Consider the following 22813-nt stretch of genomic DNA (forward strand, 5'->3'; position numbering starts at 1 on the left):
TGCTCAGGATTTTGCCGTGCGGCAGCCGGTGAGCTCGTCGCGGGCGCGTTCGATCAGCGCTATCAGGTTCTCGGCCTTGCGGGCCAGCCGATCGGTCGCGACTTCAGTGCGGAATTCTGCGCGGATCGACCGAATGCACTTGTCGGCGATATCGAGCGTGCGGAGCGTGCGCGTCAGGTCATCCTGGGTCCGGACGCCCGCCAGATCGAGGTCCGACAGGACATGCCCGATGCCGTCGAGCCGCTTCACCGCAGCCTCGCTGGGCGTTCTCGCTCGAATGGTGTGAGTGTCGATACTGCTGAATGCGCTGAACATGTCGATGCTTCCCCGTTGAATGCAGACATCAGTGCAGGTCCTGCAATGACCGGCACCGCGGGATTTGCAATGCGCGCAGCTATCGGGAATCAGCAAGAATCTACTATCCGGGAATCTACCGGATTTGGAATTTTGAAACGATCGGCGGTAATATCGAACGGAAGTTGCTGGCGATCAGCCGCGCTTCAATACAGATATGCATTGGGAGCGGATCAGGAACCGGGGCGGAACACAGTGGGCCGCTGCCGCGCAAACGTTTGCCGGCCGTCCTTGAAGCCCATCACGATATCCGGCAACTCCGCGATGGCGAAGCGGCTGTCTTGCGTATCGAGCACGACGAGATCGGCGGGGTTTCCGACCTTGATGCCGTAATCCCTAAGGTTCATCAGCCGCGCCGGCAGCTCGGTCACGAGATCGAGGCAGGTGTCGAAGTCGTTGACCGAGGCATGTGCGACATTGGCGTAGAAATTCGCCATTCGCAGCAGTGAGGCATCGCCGAACGGCGTGAAGGGATTGAGCACGTTGTTGGTCGCGACCGAGCACAGCACGCCTTCGCCGGCGAGCTTGTGGGCGAGTGTCAGCCCGCGCGGCGCGTTGTGGGTCGCTTCGCGCCCCATCAGATAGAGATCGGTTGCCGGCAGCACGGTGACGGCAACGCCGGCTTGCGCCAGTTGCGCGGTGGCGGCCTTCAGCCGCTCCGGTGGCAGTGCGGAGAGTTTCGTCGCGTGGCCGATCGCCACGCGCCCCCCATAGTTGTGCCGCTCGGTCTGCCGGCAGACCTCGTCGAGATGCCACCAGGAGGGATCGAGATCGAAATCGAGATGGAGATCGACGTCGACGTCGAACTCTTCGGCAAGATCGAAGATGCGTGCGAGATGCGCGTTCGGGTCAGTGTCCGTGTAGGGGCAGCCACCGATCACCTCACCGCCGTCGCGGAGCGCCTGGATCAGCAGCCCTTCGCTGCCGGGATCGTTGGTGAGGCCTTCCTGCGGAAACACACAGAGCGACAGGTCGATTGCCCAGGCATAGTCGCGCTTGAGCGACTTGACCGCCTCGAAGCCGCGCAAGCCGATGCGCGGATCGATCTCGACATGGGTTCGCATGCGCGTCGTGCCGTGCACGATGGCGCGTTCCAGCACCCTGGCGCCGCGTGCATAAACGTCCTCGACCGTAAAGTCCTTCTTCATCCCGGCAACGGCGCGGATCGCTTCCGAGACGCTGCCGTGATTATGATCGCAGCGGCCGAGCAGGCACGCCTTGTCGAGATGGATGTGGCTGTCGACGAAGCCGGGCAGGGCGAGGCGCCCGCCGACATTGACCTCGATGGCCTCGCAGGCGAGTGTCGGTTCGATGGCGGTGATGCGGCCGCTCGTGACGCCGATATCCATTGGGCTGGCGGCACCGCGCAACACTGCGTTGCGAAAAATCAGGTCAAAGGCGGATTGCGTGGTCATGACTCTTGCGGAAGGAACTTAGAGCAATCGACCAGGATCGGCGGCTCCAGATTGTCGGCAGTGTAGCGAGGGAAATGTTCAAAATATATGCACGTGTTCCCCGGGAGCGGGGTTAATATTGCGCAAACCCCGGAGAATGAGCCATGTCCGTTGCCGCAAGAGCTGAAGCCGATCCGTTGTCCGATGCCGCGATCGTGGAAGCCTATCTCACCGCATCCATGATCCCCGATCCGGATGCCGCGGCGGCCTACATGGCGCCGGGCACGGTGATCACCTTTACCGGCGGGCGCGAGTTCGATCATCCGCGCGGCCCGACCTCCTTCAACGCCAAGCGCTACCGGTGGGTCAAGAAGAAGATGGACCGGTTCGACGTCTGCCCCGGCGCCGGCGAGACCGTGGTCTATAGCGTCGGCACGCTCTACGGCGAATGGAAAGATGGGACCCCGTTCGAGGGCAACCGCTACGTCGACCGCTTCGTGGTGCGGAACGGCAAGATCACCAAGATGGACGTCTGGAACGACAGCGCCGAGCGCATCCTGATCCAGCGCGGCATCGACGCGTAAGAGCCGTCCCGGCGCTCGAGCCGACCCGATTTGACGGAGACAAACGGCCGCTGGCGGCTGGCGCGTGCCTACGCTATCAACCTTGCGATTGCTGTGCCCGGCATGGACGCGCAAGTTTCTTTAGGAGCCCCCGATGCGTTTACCCACCGTTGTCCTGGCCCTCACATGCCTTGCGACTGCCGCCTCAGCCGAAGACCTCACGGGTACGCTCCAGAAGGTCAAGGAGACCAGGAAGATCACGCTGGGTTATCAGGAGGCTTCGGTCCCGTTCAGCTATCTGGACGGAAACCAGAAGCCGGTCGGCTTCGCCATGGACATCTGCCTGAAGATCGTCGACGCCGTGAAGAAGCAGCTCGGCATGCCCGACATCGCGGTCGACACTCTCGCCGTGACGTCGTCGAACCGGATTCCGCTCATGGTCAACGGCACGCTCGATCTGCATTGCTCGGCGACCACCAACAACGCCGATCGCCAGAAGCAGGTCGCCTTCACCAATACGCACTTCCTCAGCGCGACGCGATTTGCCGCCAAGAAGGCGGCGAAGATCAACACCATTGACGATCTTAAGGGCAAGGCAGTGACGGCAGTGGCCGGCTCGGTCAATTTGACGCAGCTCGCCAAGGTCAACACCGAGCGCAATCTCGGCATCAACGTGATGCCGGCCAAGGACCAGGCCGAGGCCTTCCTGTTGCTGGAAACCGACCGCGCGCAGGCCTACGCGCTCGACGACGTGCAGCTCGCAGTCGCGATCGCGCGCTCGAAGGAGCCACAGCTGTTCATGATCAGTGAGGAGACGTTCTCGAAGCCGGAGCCTTACGGGATCATGCTGCGGCGGGAGGACGCGCCGTTCAAGGCGCTCGCCGACCGCGCGACTGCGGAGCTGTACGCGAGCCAGGAGATCGAGGTCCTCTACAAGAAGTGGCTGCAATCGCCGACGCCGCCGAGCGGCCTCAACTACAACGTCCCGATGTCACCGGCCCTGCGCAACGCCTTCAAGAAGCCGAGCTCCAGTTTTGATCCTGATGTGTATGCGGTGAACTGAGGCGAGGGCGCTAGCTAGCGCGTCCGCGGCGTGTCGAGGAGTTGGCCGGCCAGCGCCACGCCGATTGCCGCGATCGCAGCCATTGCCAACGCCCCCGAGACGAAGAGCCGATGGCCGATCAGCGCGCCGCTAATTAGTGGGGCGCTGATATTGGCGCCTGACATCAGCGACTGATCGAGGCCCATGATCATGCCCTGACGGTTGATCGCCGTGCCGCGCGACAATTCCGCCGTCAGCGTACGATGAGCAGGCCGAGCATGCGCCAGGCGTAACGAATGCCGGCCAGTTCCGTCCGTCGCGGAATCCGGTCCCGTCTGCGCTGTCCTTGTTCGCTTTTGCGTGATCGGCTGAATTTATGGGGCTATATAGTTGCGAACTAATAGTTCGTGTCCTATCTAATTTGCGTGGCTCCTTCGCAGGCTCATATCCACGCCGAAATCGGCCGGCTCGTCACGCGCCTTGGCCGGATCTGGCGGCGCGAGTCGGATCAGGCGTTGTCCGATCACGGCCTGTCCTATGCGACGGCTATCCCGCTGCTGGTGTTGTCGCGCCAGGGCGCGAACGTCCGGCAGGGTGTGCTCGCCGACGAGCTCGGTATCGAGGGGCCATCGCTGGTCCGTCTGATCGACCTGCTCCAGGCCGAGGGTCTGGTTGAACGCCGAGAAGACCCAACCGACCGCCGTGCCAAAACGCTACATCTGACCAAAGCCGGCGATGCCAAGGTCGAGGAGACCAACCGCATTCTGCGGCGCGTTCGAGCCAGCCTCCTCAGGGATGTCGGGCCCGAGGAACTTGCGATAACCTTCGAGACTCTTCAGCGCATCGAGCAGCGGGCCAGTCGCCTGCAGGAAGCCAAGGCACTTCCAAAGACGTTTCCAGAGGCGAAATAGTCATGCGCGCAGACGAGCCGTTCCTAGTCCGCCACGCGGACCTCATTTTCGCGTTGAAGACGTTTGCCGCGTCGATCCTGGCGCTCGTCATCGCGCTGGCGATGGACTTGCCGCGGCCCTACTGGGCGATGGCCACCGTCTACATCACCTCGCAGCCGCTGGCGGGTGCGACCAGCTCGAAGGCATTCTTCCGGGTGATGGGCACGCTGGTCGGCGCGATCATGACGGTGGCGTTGGTGCCGAACCTGATCAATGCGCCCGAGCTTCTGTGCCTTGCGATCGCGCTCTGGGTCGGGCTCTGCCTTTATCTGTCGCTGCTCGACGGCACGCCGCGCAGCTATGTCTTCATGCTGGCCGGCTACACGGTCGCGCTGATCGGCTTTCCCGCTGTGTCCGAGCCCGGCGCCATCTTTGACACGGCGGTATCTCGGGTCGAAGAGATTTCGCTCGGCATCATCTGCGCCAGCCTCGTCTCCACCATCATCTTCCCCCGCAGCGTTGCACCTGCGGTTGCGAGCCGTGTCGATCTCTGGCTGTCTGATGCGCGCCGTCTCAGCCAGACCGTGCTGTTGCGCGAGGGCACCAGCGAATCCCGCCGCCCCAGGCGCCTCAAGCTCGCAACCGACATCGTCGAGATCGACACGCTCTCCACCCACCTTGCCTATGACCGGCTGACCGATCGCAATGCGGTGAGTGGCCTCGGTGAAATCCGCTTGCGCATGCTGATGCTGTTGCCGGTGATCGCCTCGCTCGAGGATCGGCTGGCCGCGTTAGGTGAGGAGGCACTGCGCCGGCAGCCGGAGCTGAAGCGGCTGCTGCAGGATCTGGCGCAATGGATCACGAGCGACCTCAGCGCACGGCAGCCGGCCGAGCGGATCCGCGCCGTCATCGCGGAGCGGCAGGCGGTGCTCGATGACAAGGCGTCCTGGGAGCGGATCATCACCACGAGCCTGCTGTCGCGGCTGCGCGACCTGGTCGACCTATCACGCGACTGCCGTGCGTTGACCGAGGCGATTGCCGAAGGCAGCAATGTTTCAACCCTCGATTTGGCCTTTCATTCCGAGGCCGGCGCCGCGCCCGTGCGTCATCGCGACCGCGGCCTTGCTTTGTGGTCGGCGGCCGGTGCGGCCACGGCCATCCTGATCTGCTGCGCGTTCTGGATCGGGACCGGCTGGCCCGACGGCGCGTCCGCGCCGATGATGGCAGCGGTCGCGTGCTCTTTCTTCGCCGCGCAGGACGAGCCCGCACGCTTCATCCGCAGCTTTGGCCTGTGGTCGCTGGTCGCCATTGTGGTCGTCGCTGTCTATTTGTTCGCGCTGGTGCCCGCGATTTCGCACATCGAGGTGCTCGTCGCCGCGCTCGCGCCGACCTTCTTGCTCTACGGCTTCCTGATTGCGCGGCCGGCGACAGCCGGCACCGGCATGGCGCTCGCGGCCAACACGGCGACGCTGCTGGCGCTGCAATCGACCTACAGCGCGGATTTCGCGTCTTACGCCAATTCGGCGGTCGCCTTCTTCGTCGGCGTGGCCATCGCCGAACTTGTGACGCGCATCGCACGTGGGGTGGGCGCCGAGTGGATCGCCAATCGCCTGGTGCTGTCGAACTGGACGACGCTCGCGGTCGCTGCCGAGCGCCGCGGCAAGCGCGACCGGGCGGAGTTTGCCGGCCTCATGCTGCACCGGCTCGGGTTGTTGGTGCAACGCATCGCTCATCTCTCGGAGAGCGATCGCCGCGATGCCGACAGCCTGGTCCAGCTTCGCATCGGGATCAACATCATCGACCTGCGACGCGCTCGCTATGGCCTCGCGGCATCGACCATTTCCGTCATCGACGACATGCTCGACCAGCTCGCCATCGCCTGCCGCAGATATGGGGGCGATGGAATGCCCGTCGAACTCCTGACCAGCGTCGATCGCGCGCTGGCCCGCGCGGTGAAGGATCCCAACGAAACAGCGCGCGAGGATGCCCTGATCGGCCTCGTGGGCATCCGCCGCGGCCTGTTTCCGGACGCACCGGCCTATCGGCCGCGCGCAGGCGAGAGTGTGGCGGCATGAGATATCAGATCGACATCTATGGCGTGCTCGTGCCGGCGCTGCTGTTGTGGATCATCATCGCCTATGCATTGAGCGCCGTGCTTCGCCGGCTCATGCAGCGCTTCGATCTTTATCGGCTGGTCTGGCACCGCGCGCTGTTCGATTTCGCGATCTTCGTCTGCCTTCTCGGCGTCGTCGTCTATCTCTCGGAGTTGTTGCCATGAAGGGGAATTTTGCCTGGCTCGGTCGCCTCGCACTCACCGCGCTTGCCATCGTCGCGGCGCTCGCTGTCGGCCGTGAGCTCTGGGTCTATTATATGGAGCAGCCGTGGACCCGCGACGGCCGCGTGCGCGCCGATGTGGTGCAGGTCGCGCCCGACGTGTCGGGCTTCGTGACCGAAGTGCTGGTGAATGACAACCAGAAGGTGCATCGCGGCGACGTGTTGTTCCGGATCGACCGTGAACGTTTTGCGCTGGCGTTGCGGCAAGCCGATGCATCGGTGGCCGGTCATCAGGCGACGCTCGACCAGGCCAATGCCGATCTGAAGCGCTACAACGCGCTGACGACCGACGCCGTGTCGCAGCAGAAGCAGGAGCAGGTGCTGGCCACCCAGCTCCAGGCCAAGGCGGCGTTCGATGCGGCCGTCGCCGACCGCGCGGTCGCCCAGCTCAACCTCGATCGCAGCGAAGTCCACGCCTCCGTGAATGGCGTGATCACCAACATGGATTTGCGTCCCGGCGCTTACGTGACGGCCGGGAAAGGCGTGATGGCACTCGTCGACACCGACACGCTGCATGTGGAAGGCTACTTCGAGGAGACAAAACTTGCGCGCATTCGTATCGGCGACAAGGTCCAGGTCCGGCTGATGGGCGAGAAGGTCATGCTGCCAGGCCGTGTCGAGAGCATCGCCGCCGGCATCGAGGACCGCGACCGTGCTGAGGGGGCAAGCCTGCTTGCGAACGTCAACCCGACCTTCAGCTGGGTCCGCCTCGCCCAGCGCGTGCCGGTACGCATCGCGCTGGATCTGGTGCCTGAGAATATGTCGCTGGTCGCGGGACGCTCGGCGACGGTGGAGGTGCTGAACTAGGCGCGATTGCCATTGCTCGATTCAAGCGTTCGAATATTTCTTCAGTTCGAACCGTGCGATCTGATTGCGATGGACCTCGTCGGGGCCGTCGGCGAGGCGCAGCAAGCGCGCGGTCGCATAGGCCTGCGTCAATCCAAAATCGTTCGACGTGCCGCCGCCGCCGTGCGCCTGGATCGCCCAGTCGATGATCTGGCACGCCATGTTGGGCACGGCGACCTTGATCATCGCGATCTCGGCTTTCGCCACCTTGTTGCCGACGACGTCCATCGCATAGGCGGCGTTGAGGGTCAGCAGTCGGGCCTGCTCGATCATGATGCGGGCTTCTGCGATGCGCTCCTGCGTCACCGTCTGCTCGGAAACCGGCTTGCCGAAGGCGACGCGACTGCGCACCCGGCGGCACATCTTTTCCAGCGTGCGTTCGGAGAGCCCGATCAGCCGCATGCAATGGTGGATGCGGCCGGGGCCGAGGCGTCCCTGCGCGATCTCGAAACCGCGGCCCTCGCCGAGCAGCATGTTTTCCTTGGGAACCCGCACATTGGTGAAGACGACCTCGGAGGCACGGTCGGGCACGCCGTAGAAGCCGAACACGGGCAGGGCACGCTTGATCTCGACGCCTGATGTCTCCATCGGCACCAGGATCATGGATTGCTGCTTGTGGCGGTCTGCATTGTCAGGATCGGTCTTGCCCATGAAGATGCAGATCTTGCAGCGCGGGTCGGTCGCGTTGGTCGTGTACCATTTGCGGCCGTTGATGACGTAATGGTCGCCGTCGCGGACGATCGAACTCTCGATGTTGGTCGCATCGGATGAGGCGACCGCAGGCTCGGTCATGGCGAAGCAGGAGCGGATTTCGCCTGCGAGCAGCGGCTTCAGCCAGCGCTCCTTGTCCTTCTCCGTGCCGTAGCGCTCCAGCACCTCCATGTTGCCGGTGTCGGGCGCCGAACAGTTGAACACTTCGGGCGCGAGATGCGAGCGGCCCATGACCTCGCAGAGCGGGGCATATTCGAGATTGGTCAGGCCCGCGCCGTGACTGGACTCCGGCAGGAACAGGTTCCAGAGACCTTCGGCGCGCGCCAGCGGCTTCAGCTCCTCGACAACCGGATAGACCTTCCACGGCCCGAGTTCTTCCGCCTCGCGATAGAAGCGCTCCTCGTTCGGATAGATGTGCCGGTCCATGAAACTTTCGAGCTTGCGCTTGAGCTCGACGACTTTCGGCGACATCGGGTAGAGCATCTTTCGTCTCCTTGATCGATAGACAAGCCGGTTGCGCGATCGCGCGTCGGCTCAGGCGACGCGGTACTCTCTGAATTTCTCGCGCAGCGCCGATTTGAGTACCTTGCCGGTGCCGGTCATCGGGAATTCGTCCATGAACTCGACGGCGTCAGGCATCCACCAGCTCGCGATCTTCGGACGCATGTGATCGAGCAAAGCCTTGCCGTCGACGGTCGCGCCCTTCTTGCGGACGACGAGGAGCAGAGGCCGCTCCTGCCATTTCTCGTGGTTGATCGCTACCACGGCGGCTTGCAACACATCGGGGTGAGACAACGCGACATCCTCGAGCTGGATCGATGAGATCCATTCGCCGCCGGACTTGATCACGTCCTTGGAGCGGTCGGTCAGCGTGACGTGGCCCTGTGGATCGATCACCGCCATGTCGCCGGTGATCAGCCAGCCGTCGCTGTCGAGGCCTTCGTCGAGCTTCATGTAGCCGGAGGCAACCCACGGTCCCCGCGCGCGCAGATGGCCGACACTCTTGCCATCGCGCGGCAGCTCGGTGCCACCGTCGTCGACGATGCGCAGCGCGGTGCCGAAGCAGGCGCGACCCGACACCTGGCGGCGGTCAAATTTCTCCTTGTCGCCGAGATGCTCGGAGCCCGGCCGCAGGCTCGGCATCGAGCAGCCCAGGGCCTCGGTCATCCCCCAGGCCTGAATGTAGTCAATGTCGTAGTCGCGCTTGAGCTTCTCGACCATGGCGCGCGGCGGCGCCGAGCCTGACGACAGCGTTGCGCGCAATGTCGAGAATCTGTTGCCGGTGCGTCCGAGCCAGTCGAGCAGGATCAGCCAGAAGCTCGGCACACCCGCCGACAGCGTCACCTTCTCGCCTTCGAGCAGTTCATAGAGCTTGTCCGGCTCGTAATTGCGACCAGGCAGCACCAGCTTCGAGCCGGTATAGGGCGCGGTGAACGGCATGTTCCAGCCGTTGCCGTGGAACAGCGGCGCCATCGGCATCATCACCTCGCGCACGCCTTCGACATGGCCCGGCAGGAAGTCGAAACTGGAGCAGGTCATGGTCTGCAGGATCGCGGCGCGGTGCGAATAGATCACGCCCTTCGGATTGCCCGTCGTGCCCGAGGTGTAACAGATCGTGGATGCCGATTTTTCGTCGAACTCCGGCCAGGCGAAGCCGGCGTCGTTCTCTCGTCCCAGAAGCTCCTCGTAGCAATGGACGTTGGCAAGCTTGGTTTCCGGCATTCGCTCGCGCGAGGACATCACGACATAGGCTTCGATCGATTTGAGCTGCGGCGCGATCGCCTCCACGATCGGCAGCGTAGCGCGGTCGATGAACAGCAGCCGGTCCTCGGCGTGATTGACGATGTAGACGAGCTGTTCGGGAAACAGCCGCGGGTTGACGGTGTGCAGCACATAGCCCATGCCCGGCGCGGCGTAGAACATCTCGAAGTGACGGTGCGTATTCCACGCCAGCGTGCCGACGCGGTCGCCGGCCTTCATGCCGAGCCGCTTCAAGGCCAGCGCCATGCGCTTGATGCGCGGATGGGCGTCCGCATAGGTGTAGCGATGGATGTCGCCCTCGATCTCGCGCGCGACGACCTCGGCCTCGCCGTGATAATCCGCGGCATACTGGATCAGGCCGCTGATCAGAAGCGGCATGTCCATCATCAATCCCTGCATCGTTTCCTCCGGACCGCCATGTCATTGCATGGCGTACGCTTGTGATGTGCGCTCGAGGTTAGCGGAACGCCACGCGACGTTCACGCAAAAAGCGAGGGACGTGATTGCATGCGTCACTTTTTCAGGGCTAAGTGATGCGAGCTGCCGGCGAAGCAGTGTCCGCCGGGGAGGAAATGGATGTCAGCGGAAAGACACAAGACCGGTGCAGCCGGCGAATCTACAATCGACATTGCCGCACTCCGTGCGCGCTATCGCGACGAGCGCGATCGCCGCCTGCGCACCGAGGGCAAAGCGCAATATGTCGAGGTGACCCGCGAGTTCGGGCGCTATCTCGACGATCCCTGGGCCGATTCCGGATTTGCGCGCGAGGCTGTCAGCGAAGAGACCGAGGTGCTCGTCGTCGGCGGTGGCTTCGGCGGCCTGCTTTGCGGCGCGCGACTGCGCGCGGCCGGCATCGATGATTTCCGGATCGTTGAAAAGGCCGCCGATTTCGGCGGCACCTGGTACTGGAATCGTTACCCCGGTGCGGCCTGCGATACCGAGAGCTACATCTACCTGCCGCTGCTGGAAGAGACCGGCTACATGCCTGTGCGCAAATATGCGCGGGCTCCCGAGATCTACGAACATTCGCGCCGCATCGGCCGTCACTTCGGTCTCTATGGGCGGGCGCTGTTTCAGACTGTCATCGCGCGCATAGAATGGCAGGAGCAGGAGGGACGCTGGCTGGTCGAGACCGATCGCGGTGATCGCATCCGCGCGCGCTTCGTCATCCTTGCCGGCGGCCCCCTGAGCCGTCCGAAGCTGCCTGGCATTCCGGGTATAGAAAGCTTCAGGGGACACAGCTTCCACACCAGCCGCTGGGACTATGGCTACACCGGAGGCACGGCCGAAGGTGGTCTGACCGGTCTTGGCGACAGACGCGTCGGCATCATCGGCACCGGCGCCACCGCCGTGCAATGCGTGCCGCATCTCGGCCGCTCCGCCAAAGAGCTCTACGTCTTCCAGCGTACGCCGTCTGCGATCGGGGTGCGCGACGACCGTCCGACGGAGCAGAGCTGGGCGCAGGGGCTCAAGCCTGGCTGGCAGCGCGAGCGCATGGACAATTTCACCGCGGTGATCTCCGGCGAGCCGTTCGAACAGGATCTGGTGCAGGACGGCTGGACCGGCCTGCTCGGCGAGATATTGCTGGCGCCGCGCCGGCAGAAGCAGCCGGTGACCTCGATCGAGGAGGCGCTCAAGGTCATCGAGCAGGCCGACTATCGCAAGATGGAAGAGATCCGGGCACGCGTCGATGCGATCGTCAAGGACGAGGCGACTGCTTCGGCGTTAAAGCCCTGGTACAAGGCGTTCTGCAAGCGGCCGTGCTTCCACGACGAATATCTCGACACCTTCAATCGTCCCAACGTGCATCTCGTCGACACCAGGGGGCAGGGCGTCGAGCGCATCACCGAGAATGGCGTCGTGGTCGACGGCAAGGCCTATGAGCTCGACTGCCTGGTCTATGCCAGCGGCTTCGAGGTCGGCACCGACTACGCCCGCCGCATGGGCTTTGAAGTGTATGGACGCGACGGTGTGAGCCTATCCGCGCGCTGGCGCGACGGCGTCAAGACGCTGCACGGCTTCTACAGCCGCGGCTTCCCGAACTGCTTCCAGATCGTCACGGTGCAGGCCGGCCAGAGCGCCAACTTCCCGCACATCATCGACGAGCAGTCGCAGCACATCGCCTATGTGATCGCCGAGGCGCGCAAGCGCAAAGCCCGGACGCTGGAGCCGACGCTGGACGCCGAGAATGCCTGGGTCGACGAGGTCGTCAAAGCTGCGCTCGGCCGCCAGGCCTATCTCGCGGAGTGCACGCCCGGTTATTACAACAATGAAGGCGTGTTCGATCCGATCGCCGCGAGAAACAGCCAGTATTGGCGCGGGCCGGTGGCGTTCTTGCGGCTACTCGACAAGTGGCGCAAGGAGGGCAGTTTGGCAGGGTTGGAATTGACCCAAGGAATTGCCGGAGAGGCGGACCGCTCCACGGTTCCGGCTCGAACGGCATGATCCCGGCACCATCTGGCGCGACGCGGCTCTATGTCATTGTCGGCGATCCCATTGCGCAGGTGCGCTCGCCCGCAGGCGTCAGCGCCGCCTTCGCCGCCGGGGAGCACGACGGCATTCTCGTGCCGGTTCAGGTCGCACCAGCGGATTTGTCCGATTTCCTCTCCGTGGCAACGCGGCTGAAAAATCTCGACGGCATCGTCGTGACCATCCCGCACAAATTTTCCTGCTACCAGGCCTGCGCGAGTGCGACGGAGCGCGCACATTTCCTGCACACCGTAAACCTGATGCGGCGGCGCGCCGACGGTTCTTGGCACGGCGACATGGTGGACGGTCTCGGCTTCGTCGGAGCGGCGCGGGCGAAGGGGATCGATCCGAAGGGGATGCGGGCACTTCTCGTCGGTGCCGGCGGCGCGGGGTCGGCGATTGCACTTGCGCTGGTCGAGTCCGGCGTGAGCGAACTCGCAATTCATGACAGCGCAACTGAGCGCCGCGACGCGTTGATCGGCCGGCTCAACGGGCTCGGCAAGGCGTCTGTGCGGGTCGGCACCGCGGATCCCGCGGGCTTCGACTTCATCGCCAATGCGACACCGGCCGGGATGACGGACGGCGACCCGCTGCCGGTCGATGTCACGCGGCTTGCGCCGTCGGCCTATTGCGGCTGCGTGATCACCAAGCCGGAAGTTTCGCCCTTCATCGCGGCGGCCCGAGAGCTTGGCGGCGTGACAGGAACCGGCACGGACATGTACGAGCAGCACCAGAGCATCATGGTGGATTTCCTGCTCGGTCACAACGGCCAGGGGTAGGCGGTCACCCGGGGTGTCAAAGGGCCTTGCCGGCACCGGTTGCCCCTTCTAGGGCTTGACGATCAGGGCCGACGTAGGATCATGCGTCCGCGCGAGCCGGGTCGCGCAGCGTAAGTGAGAGGAACGAGGAATGATCAAGGGCAGGACCGTTGCAAAAGGCGGTGATCGGTGCTACCGCGCTGCTTCTCTCGCTGGCGCCTGTAGCCGAGGCCGCGCAATGCGGCAGTTCGTCGGCGGGTTTTGAGGCCTGGAAGCGCGAGTTCAGCGCGGAGGCGCAAGGCAAGGGTGTCGGCCAGACCGCGCTCTCGGCCTTGATGCAGACCAATTACGCCAGTGCCACCATCGCGGCCGACCGCGGCCAGCGCAGTTTCTCGCTGACGCTCGACCAGTTCCTCGCCAAGCGCGGCGCCACCACCATCGTTGCCAAGGGGCGCCAGCTCAAGCAATCGCAAGCCGCCTTGTTCGCCTCGATCCAGCAGCGCTATGGCGTCCCGCCGGGCCCGCTGATCGCGATTTGGGGCATGGAGACCGGCTTCGGCAGCCAGCGCGGCAACCAGAACATGCTCTCCTCGATCGCGACGCTCGCCTATGACTGCCGCCGTCCCGAATTCTTCACCGACCAGCTCTATTCGGCGCTGAAGCTGATCGATCGCGGCACACGCTGTCCGGGGCAACCCGCGGCTCGATGCACGGCGAAGTCGGCCAGACCCAGTTCATGCCCAAGAATATCCTGGCCTATGGCACCGGCAATCTCGAAGTTGCCGCCAATGCGCTGAACTCGACGGCAAATTTTCTCAAGGCGCACGGCTGGCGCGCAGGAGCCGGTTACCAGCCGGGTGAGGCGAATTTCGGCGCCATCGAGGCCTGGAATGCTGCCGGCGTCTATCAGAAGGCGATCGCCCTGATGGGACGGCAGATCGACGAGGGAGGAGGAGCAGCCGCCGCGCGTTGAGCAGCTCAGCAAGCCGTGATGCGCCAGCACGAGAAAGTTGTTGCCATCAGGAACCGACAGCACGACGTTTGCTTTGATCAGTTCGGGGCTGGGCATGAGGAGACTCAACATGGCGACCCAGATCGTGATGGACCAGACTGGCGACACGCGCCACGAGTTTGATCCTGGCAATGCCGAAGCGTTGGCGCGAGCCGAACGGCGCTTTTCGGGAGCTGACCGGAGCAGGCTTCACGGCCGCGCTGCGAACCGGACCCGGCGAAGTCACCCGGATCCGATCGTTCGACCCGGCCGTGCAGGAAACGCTGTTCTATCCCCGCCTGGTCGGCGGTTGATTTGAGCTGCTCATGATCGCGGCAGTCTGGCTCCGCGGGCCGGCGCGTGCGCGTCTGCATGCCCTACGCGAACTCTATCGGCGTTTCTTCGGCGAGAACACGCCGGATGCCCGCGGCCGCCGGCTTATGGCCGAATGGCTGTCACCGGCGCAGCGCGCTCAGTTCGAGCAACACCGGTATTTCGATGTCGTCGGCCGCGATACCGGTAAGACCTATCGCATCCATTATGGCACGGCCGCCAATGTCCATGAGATCGACGAGGCCGGAATTGCGACGATGGGGTGGTGCTTCATCCCGTCGGGCTTCCTCGTCCCCGGGGACGTGATGCTCGCACAGAAGATCGCGCTCGAGACGGACGAGAGGGGCGCATTGGCGCTCGCCAACAGGTTTCCGCCGGCAACGCATTCGGAGCACTTTTACCGCCGGCCCTTCTAGCGCCGGGAAGGCGAACCGCTCAGTAATGCGTCGTGCGATAGGCATCCAGCGCGTGCGCGGCAAAAACGCCGGCGCTGCAAAGGGCGAGCAGGGCCGAGATCAGCTCGATCATAGCTCGTCCTCCTGCGGCGGCAGGGCGACGAGGTGCTGACAGCAGGAATAATCCCAGATCAGGTCGAGTAAGAATTGCATGGCGGCCGTCCCTGTATGATTTTGACCATTAAATAACCGGCTATCTGTTTCAGGCGTGTTTCGTCGTATCGGGAAACGGGTTTCGTGGGCCCCCCTTGGCTGGTTTGTGCGTTTCGGAGCCGCTACATCCCGCTCTTCCTCAATCCTGTTAGCCGCGGAAGCGGCGCATCACATTGCGAGGCGAAATCATGGCGCGGGTCGAGTGGTTCGACGATCTCACCATCGGAATGCAGTTCAAATCCCCTGAATTTCACGTCACCGAGGCCGACATCAAGCGTTTCGCGGCTGAGTTCGATCCGCAGCCGATGCACCTCGACCACGAGGCCGCCAAGGAGACCCTGTTCAAGGGCCTCGCCGCCTCGGGATGGCACACCGCCGCGATTGCCATGAACCTCGCGATCCAGACCCGCCCCTTCGGCCTGCATCCGCTGATCGGAGCGGGCGTCGACGGGCTGCGCTGGACCATCCCGGTGCGCCCCGATGACCGCCTGCATCTGGTCGGCGAGGTCATGAGCCTGACGCCGTCGAAATCCAAGCCGCAGGGCATCGCGCTGGTGAAATGGACGATGTTCAACCAGAACGGCGAGGAAGTTTACACCTTTACCCCGATCGCGATCGTGCCGCGTCGGGAGTAGGGCACGGGCCGCACTCTACACAGGCGCCTGAACCCCTTGCGAGCCGTCGGCAGAGGTGGTCATCTTGGCCCGGGAACAGGCTGGAGGCTGACATGAAACGATTCCTTCTCGCCGCCGGGGTGCTGGCCGGCGCCTTGAGCGCGGTCGCTTTGACCGCAAGGCCGGTGCAGGCGCAACAATCCAAGGTCGGCGACTGGAACATCGAAAAGCGTACGCAGGACGCGCATTGCAATGCGAGCCGCGGCTACAAGGACAAGGAAGACGAGAATCGCGACTACGTCATCGTGATCACCTATTCCGAGAAGGCCATCGTGATGGTGATGATTTACGACGGCTGGGAGTGGGACAAGGTCGGCGAGATACTCCGGGCCGACGTCGGCACCGATGACGCCGATATCATGAAGAAGGCGAAGTGGGAGGTCATGGACAAGACCACCGTGCGCGGCATCTTCGAATACGATCAGTCGATGATGGACCGGCTCTCGAAGGCAAAGCGCCTCTCGGTCGATTTTGAGGACGATGACGACGACAGCATCGAGATGCAGATCCCGCGGGCCGGCGAAGCGCTGGCGGCGCTGAAATTCTGCGAGGAGAATCGGAAGTAATTGCCGGAGCCGGCAGGATCGGCCGCGACAAAATCTTGCGGTGCGCGCCGGCGCGTGACTCATCGCACACAGTTCGCCCGCTGTTCGCATTTATCCTAGTCTTTGGCGAAAACGTCCAAGCCGCATCCTGCGGTTGACGTTACGCAAGGACGATGTTCGATATTCCAGCATTTTGTTGCAATGTTTTCCCATCGTCGAAGGCGGCGATTGACCGGCCCGTCTCCTCCGCCAGTTCCCGGTTCTCGCTCTCGCGCGCGCGCGCAGGCAACACGCAGATTGCGTCGTCCGGCCGATGACGATCCTCCAGGCAAATCGGTTCTCTTCTCTGCTCGGCGAGATCTACGACGCGGCAGTCGAGCCCGCGCTGCGCAGCGGGGCGCTGGAACAGGTCTCCCATTACGTTGGCGGGTGTGCCGCGACCATCCTCTCCAGGGATTCAGCCGGGCTCTCGATCGAGATTCATCAGCATTTCGGGACCGAATCCCGCTTCCGTCAGCTTTATCGCGACCGATATGTCGAGCTCGACCCCCTGATTGATCGTCATCTCACGCTCGCGGCCGAGCAGACGATCGGCGTGACCGACGTCATGCCTCATGCGGATTTTATGGCAACGAGCTTCTACCGCGAGTGGGTGGAGCCGCAAGGAGCGATAGACCTTGCAACCGTGGCGCTCGAGAAGTCGGCCGCGCGCACCACGATCCTGCAGGTGTTGCGCCACCGGTCCCGCGGAACGGTCGACGAGCCGATGCGTGAGCGCATGCGGCTGCTTGCCCCGCACCTTCAGCGTTCCAGAATCATGGGCCGGCAGATCAGGGCGAGCTCGCATACCGTAGACGTCCTTCCCGATGTCCTCGACGGGTTGAGCACGGCGGTTTGCCTGCTCGACGCAGACGGACGGGTCATGCATGCCAACGCAGCATGCCGCCGGCTGTTCGCCGATGCCAATCTGCTGGCACTCGTCGGCGACCGGATCGTGGCCCGCAACACCCAGGCCGACAAAATATTCCGCAGCCTGTGCGAAATCGATGCAGACAGCGAAATTCTTTCCGCTGCTCGCCGACAGATCGAGCTTGCGACGTCGGTCGATGGACAGCACTATCTGCTCCAAGCTTTTCCCCTGAAGCGGGATCGCAGTCTATCGCGAGATGTTGCCGCCACGGCGCTCTTCGTTCAAAAGGCCTCGACGACGCCATGGCTCGCAGCCGATGCGATCGCAGTGGCCTTCAGGCTGACGCCGTCCGAACTGCGCGTGCTGATGGCCATCGTCGAGATTGGCGGAGTTCCCGACATTGCGGCAAAGCTCGGCATCGCCGAGACGACGGTGAAGACACATCTCGGCCGCCTGTTCGAAAAGACAGGCGCAGGCAGGCAGGCTGATCTGGTCAAGATCGCAGCCGGCTTTGCCGTTCCGTTCGCGCGGCGAACGAACGGCGGTGAAGACGCCGTGTGATCCATTTCACACGCTTCGTTGTTACGCGCAGCGATCTCAATCCATTGTGATGAGTCAGGCTCGCGGGTCCTCCGAATGCAGGACGCGCGCCATCTGATACTTTCGTATATCGCGCTCCAGAAAAGTGACGAGCAGCAAGCGCCGCGCGACGGCATCGAACGCGCGTGTGAGGAAACGACAGCGTGTGGCCGGACCTGCTCGTCGGTTGGAGGGATTGCAGTGAGCCAATTTGATTTTTCCGTTCTCGATGTTTCAACCAACGATATTCCCGAAAACGAGCGCATCCCGCTACTTCGCGATTTTTACTGCCGCGGGGTGTTGAAGGCGGAGGTCGAGGCAAGGGACGGAAAGCCGGCCGCGGCGAGCTTCACGTCTCACGTCTTGCCGGAAGCCCAGCTGTTGATCGGAGGATTGTGCGGAGCGCGAGTCATCCGCACCAAGCAGCTCGTGGCCGATGGCGACGACAGCCTCGCCCTGATCGTGAATCGATCCGGCGTGCTTGGGATATCCGAGCGAGGACACGATTTGAGCCTTCACCCAGGAGAGGCGGTCCTGACCAGCGCGGAGGACGTCACCACGTTCGAGCGGGTGTCGCTGGGCAGCTGTTTCTCGCTGCGTGTGCCGAGACGTGTGCTGGCGCCGATGATCGTGGACGTCGATGATGTCGTGATGCGTGTCATGCCGGGGAGCTCGACGGGGCTTCGATTGCTGGTCGACTACGCGGTGACGCTGGTGCGGGAGAAAGTCTTCGCGACGCCCAATCTGCGGCAGCTGGGGGTCGGACATCTGCACGATCTTCTGGCGCTCGTGCTCGGTGCGACCCATGAGACGCGTGAACTGGCCGGACGGCGCGGCGTCAAGGGGGCTCGACTCCAGAAGGCGAAGGTCTCCATCTCCAACAATTGCTGGCGGCAGGACCTGTCGGTGGCCACGGTTGCACAGGAGCTCGGCGTGACGCCGCGCTATCTCCAGCGCCTTTTCGAGGCCGACGGCAAGACGTTCTCCTCCTTCCTGATCGACCAGCGCGTCAAGCGCGCCCATCGCATGCTGCGGGAACCCGGATATGCCGAGCGGACGGTGAGCTCGATCGCCTACGATGTCGGCTTCGGGGATCTCTCTTATTTCAACCGCTGCTTCCGTCGAACTTATGGCGCTACGCCCAGCGACGTCAGGAGCGGCGACATGCCGTGACCGCGCGCGACTGATTTCAGCGCATCACCACGCAAGGCGGCATGGTGCGCGGTTCTTGCGAACAGGCCGAGGCTTATCGCAGCGCGCCGTATTCGGTCGATTACGTGTTCTGGCGCGCGGAGTAGATCATGATGCAGCGTTGCGCGCGGCGTCGGCAGCCGGAGTGTTGAATGCGCCGTTTTTTCTTCGACCTTCTGGTCGGCAATATCGTGAAAATCGACCCTAGCGGCATGGTGTTCGAATGCGCCGAAACAACATTCGTGGTGGCCAACGAGATGGCAAGCCATCTCTTTGTGTGGCGCGACGATCTGCGCGATCGCGACGCCTGGATCTGCGTCAGGGACAATAGCGGGCGCGAGATCTACCGCGCCGCGGTCTGGTCGGAGAATGCGGAGAAGGCCGGCTGGGACCAGGCGTAGTGCCTTTGGCGGCAGTGTCGCAACTGTGCAGCAGTGGCTGACGAAACGGATTCTGTTCGTTGTGAGCCGGGGTCCGGTCGCCTCCGTCCAAGTCAAATGCGACCATCAATGTCAATCTCGTCGCGCCGAACACGAAGGTGTCATCGTTGAACTCCGTCGCGCTACCGACCTTCGTCAACTTCAACGGAGCCATCAACATCAATACGTCTGGCCGCAGCCGGCGCGGTCGAGGGCATGATGATGTCCGACCAGAGCCGCACCGGCACCGCGAAAGGTGGCGTTCGCGTCGCGTTCTGAGCCGGCGTTAGCCCCGGCGGCTTGAGCACGACGCCCGTCGGCTGGGCTCCATCTGCCCGGCCGGCGCGTCCTCCGATCGGAGGATGCAGCATGTTTGGGCTGTGGTACGCTTGGTGATATTGATCGCTCAGGCCATTTATAGCCATGCACGGACCGCGGAAATTAGCCGAACTGGTCGAGGCCATCTACGATGCCGGGCTCGATCCCTCGCTGTGGAATAACGTCGTCACCGGCATCCGCGACTTCGTCGGCGGGCAGGCCTGCGGGTTGTTTTCCAAGAATTCGATCAGCAAGTTCGGCGTCACGCACTATTATTGCGGAGCGGACCCGCACTACATCCAGCTCTATTCCGAGACGCATTCGAAGTTCGATCCGCTCACGGTCCTGCCTCCGCACGGCCAGATCGCCAGCATTCCCGATCTCGTCAATTTCGACGTATATCGGAGAGGGCGCTTTTACCAGGAATGGATGAAGCCGCAGGGCTGCAGCGATGCGGCCAACGTCGTGCTCGAGAATTCGAATGCGAGTTGCCCGGTGATGATGACGGTGCTGTCGGGCCGCCGGATGGTGGATCCGGTGATGAAGCAGCGGCTCTCGCTGATCGTGCCGCACGCCAGCCGCGCGTTGCTGATCAACCGTGCCATGACCTCGCAACTGACGCTGGCGACCGCGTTCGCGGAGGTCCTGGACAATCTTGCCTGCGGCATCTTTCTGCTCGATGCGTTCTGCCGGGTGGTGCACGCGAATTCCGCGGGGCGCGCCTTGCTCGCGGCCGACGATCTGGTTCGATCCGTTGCCGGGCAACTCGTGACCAGCAGTGCGGAGGCCAACCAGACGCTGCGGGAAGCGTTCGCAACCCGCAATGAAATTGCGCTGCTGGCCGCAACGGGCCATGCGTTTCCGCTGCTTTCACCTGGCGGCGAGCGCTACGTCGCGCACATCCTGCCGCTGTCGTCCGTGCTGCGGGACGGCAGCGAGCGGGTGGTCGACGCCGTCGGCGCGCTGCTGCTGCGCAAGGTGTCGTTTGGCGGACGGTCCTATGGCGAACTGGTCGCGCGGACGTTCGATCTCACGCCGGCCGAGCTGCGCGTGTTCCTGTCCATCGTCGAGGTCGGTGGCATCCCGGAGACGGCGGTTGCGCTCGGTATCGCAGAAACGACGGCGAAGACGCATCTGCATCGCGTGTTCGCCAAGACGGGCGTTTCGCGTCAGGCCGGTCTCGTCAAGCTTGCGGCGGGGTTCTCCAATCCGCTCGTCAACTAAGCTGCCAATTGTGCCTTCAGGGTTGAACCTTTCGCTCCCGTGATAGACTCACAATGGCCGGCGGGCACGAAGAGCATTTCGCCATCTCCATGTGTCACCATTGGCTGTTCCGATGCCCCGACCTCCAAAACCGTCCGAGTTGATCGAGACCATCTATGATGCCGGTCTCAACCCGAAGTTGTGGAGCGATGTCGTTGTCAAGCTCAATGCCTTCATCGGCAGCCAGGCCTGCGGTCTGATTTCAAAGGACCCGGTCAGCAAATCAGGCGCGACGCATTATTACTGCGGGGTCGATCCGCACTACATTCGGCTCTATGCCGAGACCTACGCTCAATACGACCCGCTTGCGCGGCTTCCGCGCTATGGCGAGGTGCGCAACATTCCCGATCTCGTGGATTTCGACGAATACCGCCGCGGCCGCTTCTATCAGGAATGGCTGCGCCCCCAGGGCTGCGTCGATGTCGCCAACGTGGTGCTGGAGCAGTCGAAGTCGCCGTGTCCGATGCTGATGACCGTGATCCCGGGCAGGGAGATGCTCGACGCCGAGCAGCGGGCGCGGATCCAATTCCTGGTTCCGCATGCGAGCCGGGCGCTGCTTATCAACCGGGCGATCGAGCGGAAGCAGCAGCGCGCGATCGCGCTCGCCGACGTCGTGGACCAGTTGAATGCCGGCGTGATCCTGCTCGATTCGGCGTGTCATATCGTCCATAGCAATCCGGCCGCGGAGACGATCCTTGGTGTCGATGATGTCCTGCGGTCTGTCGCGGGCCGGCTGGTGGCGAGATCCCCCGCTGTAAATTCGGCCCTGCGCGATATCTTCCGTGACACGGGCGAGGTCGCGTTGGCGGCCTCTGCGGGGCGGAAAATTCCGCTGATGTCGCATGACGGTTCCTACTATGTCGCGCACGTCATGGCGCTGCCGTCGCTGCTGCGCGAAGGTGCGGCGGAGCGCAGTTCCGCCGTGGGCGCCTTGTTCATCTGGAAAGCGGAACTCGACGGCCGCTCATCTGCCGGCCTCATCGACCGCACCTTCGAACTTACTCCTGCAGAACTCAGGGTCCTGCAGTCGATCGTCGATGTCGGCGGTGTCCCGGAGACGGCGGTTGCGCTCGGCATCGCGGAGACGACGGTGAAGACACATCTGCATCGCGTGTTCGCCAAGACCGGCGTTTCCCGTCAGGCCGATCTCGTCAAGCTCGCAGCTGGATTCTCCAATCCGCTCGTGCACTGAGACGCGCTCAAGGCGCAGGCGAGTCGCCGCAGCTCGCAATAGGTTCAATCAGAAGCATCATTAGAAAGTTATCGCGCGTCGTTCGATCGAATGACGCGAGTTTTTGCGTTGTCTTCTACTAGAGGTCACACGATCTGTTGTTCGACGTATCAGACATTTGTGTGAAGCAACTCACTGCAAGCGGGAGTGAAATTCCGTCAACCTCGCGTGCAGGTTGAGAGGAGAGTGTCATGCGAACGGCGTCACCAATTCTGACAAGCAGGTTTCGCGATATTGTCGCCCGCATAGGCGAGGCATTCCGCGCGCAGCGCGAAATCGACGCGCAGCGCGTGTTGCGGCGCTATCGCCACCTGCTGGAGCAGCCGCATGAAGCGCCGTGTTTGAATGAAATTATTTCGGTCTCCCGTGAAGAGGATAGTTTTGAAAATGCCAACGGAGTTGATCCGCGCGAGCGCACGACCGGCCACCCCGAACTCGAGCGTGCGTAACGTCAGCGTCGTCGCGATCGCGCTGACCGCGGCGCTCGTCGCTCTCCAACTGGTCGGCCTCGCGGTGCTGGAGCGATCTTACGCTTACGCGCATCCGTCGATTCCACTCGATCCGGCCGTTTGCACCGAGAGCGCCGATGTCCCTGTCTCGCAAATTCCCTACGACTGACCGGAGGGTGC

Annotated in this window: 25 protein-coding genes and 2 pseudogenes; 21 read left to right on the forward strand and 6 right to left on the reverse strand. The window is 63.3% G+C overall.

Features of this window, described 5'->3' with window-relative positions:
- Positions 1-3: 3 nt before the first annotated feature.
- Together ACVWYI_RS16885 and ACVWYI_RS16890 are read right to left on the reverse strand one after the other, a co-directional pair.
- Positions 4-315 (reverse strand): hypothetical protein, encoded by a 312-nt coding sequence (locus tag ACVWYI_RS16885; RefSeq protein WP_456650423.1) that lies wholly within the window; start codon positions 313-315, stop codon positions 4-6.
- A gap of 212 nt (positions 316-527) precedes the next feature.
- Entirely contained in the window at positions 528-1769 is a 1242-nt protein-coding gene (locus ACVWYI_RS16890) for an amidohydrolase family protein (RefSeq protein WP_456662666.1), read from the reverse strand.
- Between the two features lie 143 nt (positions 1770-1912).
- On the opposite strand from ACVWYI_RS16890, the gene ACVWYI_RS16895 reads away from it, so the two are divergent.
- On the forward strand, positions 1913-2332 hold the full coding sequence (locus tag ACVWYI_RS16895; RefSeq protein WP_456662667.1) for a nuclear transport factor 2 family protein: 420 nt from the start codon (positions 1913-1915) through the stop codon (positions 2330-2332).
- Between the two features lie 133 nt (positions 2333-2465).
- Positions 2466-3374: an amino acid ABC transporter substrate-binding protein gene (locus ACVWYI_RS16900; protein ID WP_456662668.1), complete on the forward strand. Its 909-nt coding sequence runs from the start codon at positions 2466-2468 to the stop codon at positions 3372-3374.
- A gap of 14 nt (positions 3375-3388) precedes the next feature.
- Here ACVWYI_RS16900 and ACVWYI_RS16905 read toward each other — a convergent pair whose 3' ends face one another.
- Entirely contained in the window at positions 3389-3598 is a 210-nt protein-coding gene (locus ACVWYI_RS16905) for a hypothetical protein (protein ID WP_456662669.1), read from the reverse strand.
- A 180-nt stretch (positions 3599-3778) separates the two neighbouring features.
- Between ACVWYI_RS16905 and ACVWYI_RS16910 the strand changes: the two genes are divergently transcribed.
- From ACVWYI_RS16910 to ACVWYI_RS16925, 4 genes are read left to right on the forward strand one after another with little or no spacing between them, the layout of a single operon-like run.
- On the forward strand, positions 3779-4264 hold the full coding sequence (locus tag ACVWYI_RS16910; protein WP_247345643.1) for a MarR family winged helix-turn-helix transcriptional regulator: 486 nt from the start codon (positions 3779-3781) through the stop codon (positions 4262-4264).
- Between the two features lie 2 nt (positions 4265-4266).
- The gene (locus ACVWYI_RS16915; protein WP_456662670.1) at positions 4267-6318 is read left to right on the forward strand and encodes an FUSC family protein; all 2052 of its coding nucleotides are present in this window, start codon (positions 4267-4269) and stop codon (positions 6316-6318) included.
- Complete coding sequence (locus tag ACVWYI_RS16920) at positions 6315-6521, forward strand: DUF1656 domain-containing protein (RefSeq protein WP_456662671.1); 207 nt, start codon at positions 6315-6317, stop codon at positions 6519-6521. Before ACVWYI_RS16915 ends, ACVWYI_RS16920 begins: the two co-directional genes overlap by 4 nt.
- Positions 6518-7384, forward strand: coding sequence for an efflux RND transporter periplasmic adaptor subunit (locus ACVWYI_RS16925; RefSeq protein ID WP_456662672.1), 867 nt, complete (start codon positions 6518-6520; stop codon positions 7382-7384). The genes ACVWYI_RS16920 and ACVWYI_RS16925 overlap by 4 nt, the downstream gene beginning before the upstream one ends.
- A gap of 21 nt (positions 7385-7405) precedes the next feature.
- Here ACVWYI_RS16925 and ACVWYI_RS16930 read toward each other — a convergent pair whose 3' ends face one another.
- Both ACVWYI_RS16930 and ACVWYI_RS16935 read right to left on the reverse strand, forming a co-directional pair.
- On the reverse strand, positions 7406-8617 hold the full coding sequence (locus tag ACVWYI_RS16930; protein ID WP_456662673.1) for an acyl-CoA dehydrogenase family protein: 1212 nt from the start codon (positions 8615-8617) through the stop codon (positions 7406-7408).
- 51 nt (positions 8618-8668) lie between these two features.
- Positions 8669-10294, reverse strand: a complete 1626-nt coding sequence (locus tag ACVWYI_RS16935) for a long-chain fatty acid--CoA ligase (protein WP_456662674.1) — start codon at positions 10292-10294, stop codon at positions 8669-8671.
- Between the two features lie 177 nt (positions 10295-10471).
- On the opposite strand from ACVWYI_RS16935, the gene ACVWYI_RS16940 reads away from it, so the two are divergent.
- The 7 genes and pseudogenes from ACVWYI_RS16940 to ACVWYI_RS16970 all read left to right on the forward strand — a co-directional run bounded on the left by ACVWYI_RS16940 (position 10472) and on the right by ACVWYI_RS16970 (position 16294).
- Positions 10472-12340 carry a flavin-containing monooxygenase gene (locus ACVWYI_RS16940; RefSeq protein WP_456662675.1) on the forward strand — a complete coding sequence of 623 codons (1869 nt, stop codon included), beginning with the start codon at positions 10472-10474 and terminating at the stop codon, positions 12338-12340.
- On the forward strand, positions 12337-13143 hold the full coding sequence (locus tag ACVWYI_RS16945; RefSeq protein ID WP_247446770.1) for a shikimate dehydrogenase family protein: 807 nt from the start codon (positions 12337-12339) through the stop codon (positions 13141-13143). Before ACVWYI_RS16940 ends, ACVWYI_RS16945 begins: the two co-directional genes overlap by 4 nt.
- 130 nt (positions 13144-13273) lie before the next feature.
- Positions 13274-14095: pseudogene (locus ACVWYI_RS16950) on the forward strand (lytic murein transglycosylase).
- Positions 14096-14204: 109 nt separating this feature from the next.
- Positions 14205-14427 (forward strand): annotated as a pseudogene (locus tag ACVWYI_RS16955) (hypothetical protein).
- Positions 14428-14439: 12 nt separating this feature from the next.
- The gene (locus ACVWYI_RS16960) at positions 14440-14862 is read left to right on the forward strand and encodes a hypothetical protein (protein ID WP_456662676.1); all 423 of its coding nucleotides are present in this window, start codon (positions 14440-14442) and stop codon (positions 14860-14862) included.
- 380 nt (positions 14863-15242) lie between these two features.
- Positions 15243-15689: a MaoC family dehydratase gene (locus ACVWYI_RS16965; RefSeq protein WP_247345672.1), complete on the forward strand. Its 447-nt coding sequence runs from the start codon at positions 15243-15245 to the stop codon at positions 15687-15689.
- A gap of 92 nt (positions 15690-15781) precedes the next feature.
- Positions 15782-16294, forward strand: a complete 513-nt coding sequence (locus ACVWYI_RS16970; RefSeq protein WP_247345677.1) for a hypothetical protein — start codon at positions 15782-15784, stop codon at positions 16292-16294.
- 139 nt (positions 16295-16433) lie between these two features.
- Here the strand turns inward: ACVWYI_RS16970 and ACVWYI_RS16975 are convergent, their stop codons facing one another.
- Positions 16434-16691, reverse strand: coding sequence for a hypothetical protein (locus tag ACVWYI_RS16975; RefSeq protein ID WP_354103873.1), 258 nt, complete (start codon positions 16689-16691; stop codon positions 16434-16436).
- Here ACVWYI_RS16975 and ACVWYI_RS16980 point away from each other — a divergent pair.
- From ACVWYI_RS16980 to ACVWYI_RS17015, 8 genes are all read left to right on the forward strand, one after another.
- Positions 16587-17744 (forward strand): LuxR C-terminal-related transcriptional regulator, encoded by a 1158-nt coding sequence (locus tag ACVWYI_RS16980; RefSeq protein ID WP_456662677.1) that lies wholly within the window; start codon positions 16587-16589, stop codon positions 17742-17744. The two genes, ACVWYI_RS16975 and ACVWYI_RS16980, sit on opposite strands and share 105 nt — an antisense overlap.
- 219 nt (positions 17745-17963) lie before the next feature.
- Positions 17964-18935: a helix-turn-helix transcriptional regulator gene (locus ACVWYI_RS16985; RefSeq protein WP_456662678.1), complete on the forward strand. Its 972-nt coding sequence runs from the start codon at positions 17964-17966 to the stop codon at positions 18933-18935.
- Between the two features lie 23 nt (positions 18936-18958).
- Entirely contained in the window at positions 18959-19060 is a 102-nt protein-coding gene (locus tag ACVWYI_RS16990) for a hypothetical protein (RefSeq protein ID WP_456664534.1), read from the forward strand.
- Between the two features lie 45 nt (positions 19061-19105).
- Complete coding sequence (locus ACVWYI_RS16995; RefSeq protein ID WP_354046688.1) at positions 19106-19354, forward strand: DUF6894 family protein; 249 nt, start codon at positions 19106-19108, stop codon at positions 19352-19354.
- Between the two features lie 441 nt (positions 19355-19795).
- A complete protein-coding gene (locus ACVWYI_RS17000) occupies positions 19796-20914 on the forward strand; it encodes a helix-turn-helix transcriptional regulator (protein ID WP_456662679.1) in 1119 nt (372 codons plus the stop codon).
- A 112-nt stretch (positions 20915-21026) separates the two neighbouring features.
- A complete protein-coding gene (locus ACVWYI_RS17005; protein WP_456662680.1) occupies positions 21027-22145 on the forward strand; it encodes a helix-turn-helix transcriptional regulator in 1119 nt (372 codons plus the stop codon).
- Between the two features lie 230 nt (positions 22146-22375).
- Positions 22376-22633 carry a hypothetical protein gene (locus tag ACVWYI_RS17010; protein ID WP_456662681.1) on the forward strand — a complete coding sequence of 86 codons (258 nt, stop codon included), beginning with the start codon at positions 22376-22378 and terminating at the stop codon, positions 22631-22633.
- Positions 22626-22802 (forward strand): hypothetical protein, encoded by a 177-nt coding sequence (locus tag ACVWYI_RS17015; RefSeq protein ID WP_456662682.1) that lies wholly within the window; start codon positions 22626-22628, stop codon positions 22800-22802. Before ACVWYI_RS17010 ends, ACVWYI_RS17015 begins: the two co-directional genes overlap by 8 nt.
- The last annotated feature ends 11 nt before the right edge of the window (positions 22803-22813 follow it).

It is taken from the genome of Bradyrhizobium sp. LB13.1 (assembly GCF_054056815.1).

Bases quoted from the DNA above. Each gene is read 5' to 3' on its own strand.
- ACVWYI_RS16885 (WP_456650423.1), bottom strand. From the start codon at position 315: ATGTTCAGCGCATTCAGCAGTATCGACACTCACACCATTCGAGCGAGA.
- ACVWYI_RS16890 (WP_456662666.1), bottom strand. From the start codon at position 1,769: ATGACCACGCAATCCGCCTTTGACCTGATTTTTCGCAACGCAGTGTTG.
- ACVWYI_RS16895 (WP_456662667.1), top strand. From the start codon at position 1,913: ATGTCCGTTGCCGCAAGAGCTGAAGCCGATCCGTTGTCCGATGCCGCG.
- ACVWYI_RS16900 (WP_456662668.1), top strand. From the start codon at position 2,466: ATGCGTTTACCCACCGTTGTCCTGGCCCTCACATGCCTTGCGACTGCC.
- ACVWYI_RS16915 (WP_456662670.1), top strand. From the start codon at position 4,267: ATGCGCGCAGACGAGCCGTTCCTAGTCCGCCACGCGGACCTCATTTTC.
- ACVWYI_RS16920 (WP_456662671.1), top strand. From the start codon at position 6,315: ATGAGATATCAGATCGACATCTATGGCGTGCTCGTGCCGGCGCTGCTG.
- ACVWYI_RS16925 (WP_456662672.1), top strand. From the start codon at position 6,518: ATGAAGGGGAATTTTGCCTGGCTCGGTCGCCTCGCACTCACCGCGCTT.
- ACVWYI_RS16930 (WP_456662673.1), bottom strand. From the start codon at position 8,617: ATGCTCTACCCGATGTCGCCGAAAGTCGTCGAGCTCAAGCGCAAGCTC.
- ACVWYI_RS16935 (WP_456662674.1), bottom strand. From the start codon at position 10,294: ATGCAGGGATTGATGATGGACATGCCGCTTCTGATCAGCGGCCTGATC.
- ACVWYI_RS16940 (WP_456662675.1), top strand. From the start codon at position 10,472: ATGTCAGCGGAAAGACACAAGACCGGTGCAGCCGGCGAATCTACAATC.
- ACVWYI_RS16945 (WP_247446770.1), top strand. From the start codon at position 12,337: ATGATCCCGGCACCATCTGGCGCGACGCGGCTCTATGTCATTGTCGGC.
- ACVWYI_RS16960 (WP_456662676.1), top strand. From the start codon at position 14,440: ATGATCGCGGCAGTCTGGCTCCGCGGGCCGGCGCGTGCGCGTCTGCAT.
- ACVWYI_RS16965 (WP_247345672.1), top strand. From the start codon at position 15,243: ATGGCGCGGGTCGAGTGGTTCGACGATCTCACCATCGGAATGCAGTTC.
- ACVWYI_RS16970 (WP_247345677.1), top strand. From the start codon at position 15,782: ATGAAACGATTCCTTCTCGCCGCCGGGGTGCTGGCCGGCGCCTTGAGC.
- ACVWYI_RS16980 (WP_456662677.1), top strand. From the start codon at position 16,587: ATGACGATCCTCCAGGCAAATCGGTTCTCTTCTCTGCTCGGCGAGATC.
- ACVWYI_RS16975 (WP_354103873.1), bottom strand. From the start codon at position 16,691: ATGGGAGACCTGTTCCAGCGCCCCGCTGCGCAGCGCGGGCTCGACTGC.
- ACVWYI_RS16995 (WP_354046688.1), top strand. From the start codon at position 19,106: ATGCGCCGTTTTTTCTTCGACCTTCTGGTCGGCAATATCGTGAAAATC.
- ACVWYI_RS17000 (WP_456662679.1), top strand. From the start codon at position 19,796: ATGCACGGACCGCGGAAATTAGCCGAACTGGTCGAGGCCATCTACGAT.
- ACVWYI_RS17005 (WP_456662680.1), top strand. From the start codon at position 21,027: ATGCCCCGACCTCCAAAACCGTCCGAGTTGATCGAGACCATCTATGAT.
- ACVWYI_RS17010 (WP_456662681.1), top strand. From the start codon at position 22,376: ATGCGAACGGCGTCACCAATTCTGACAAGCAGGTTTCGCGATATTGTC.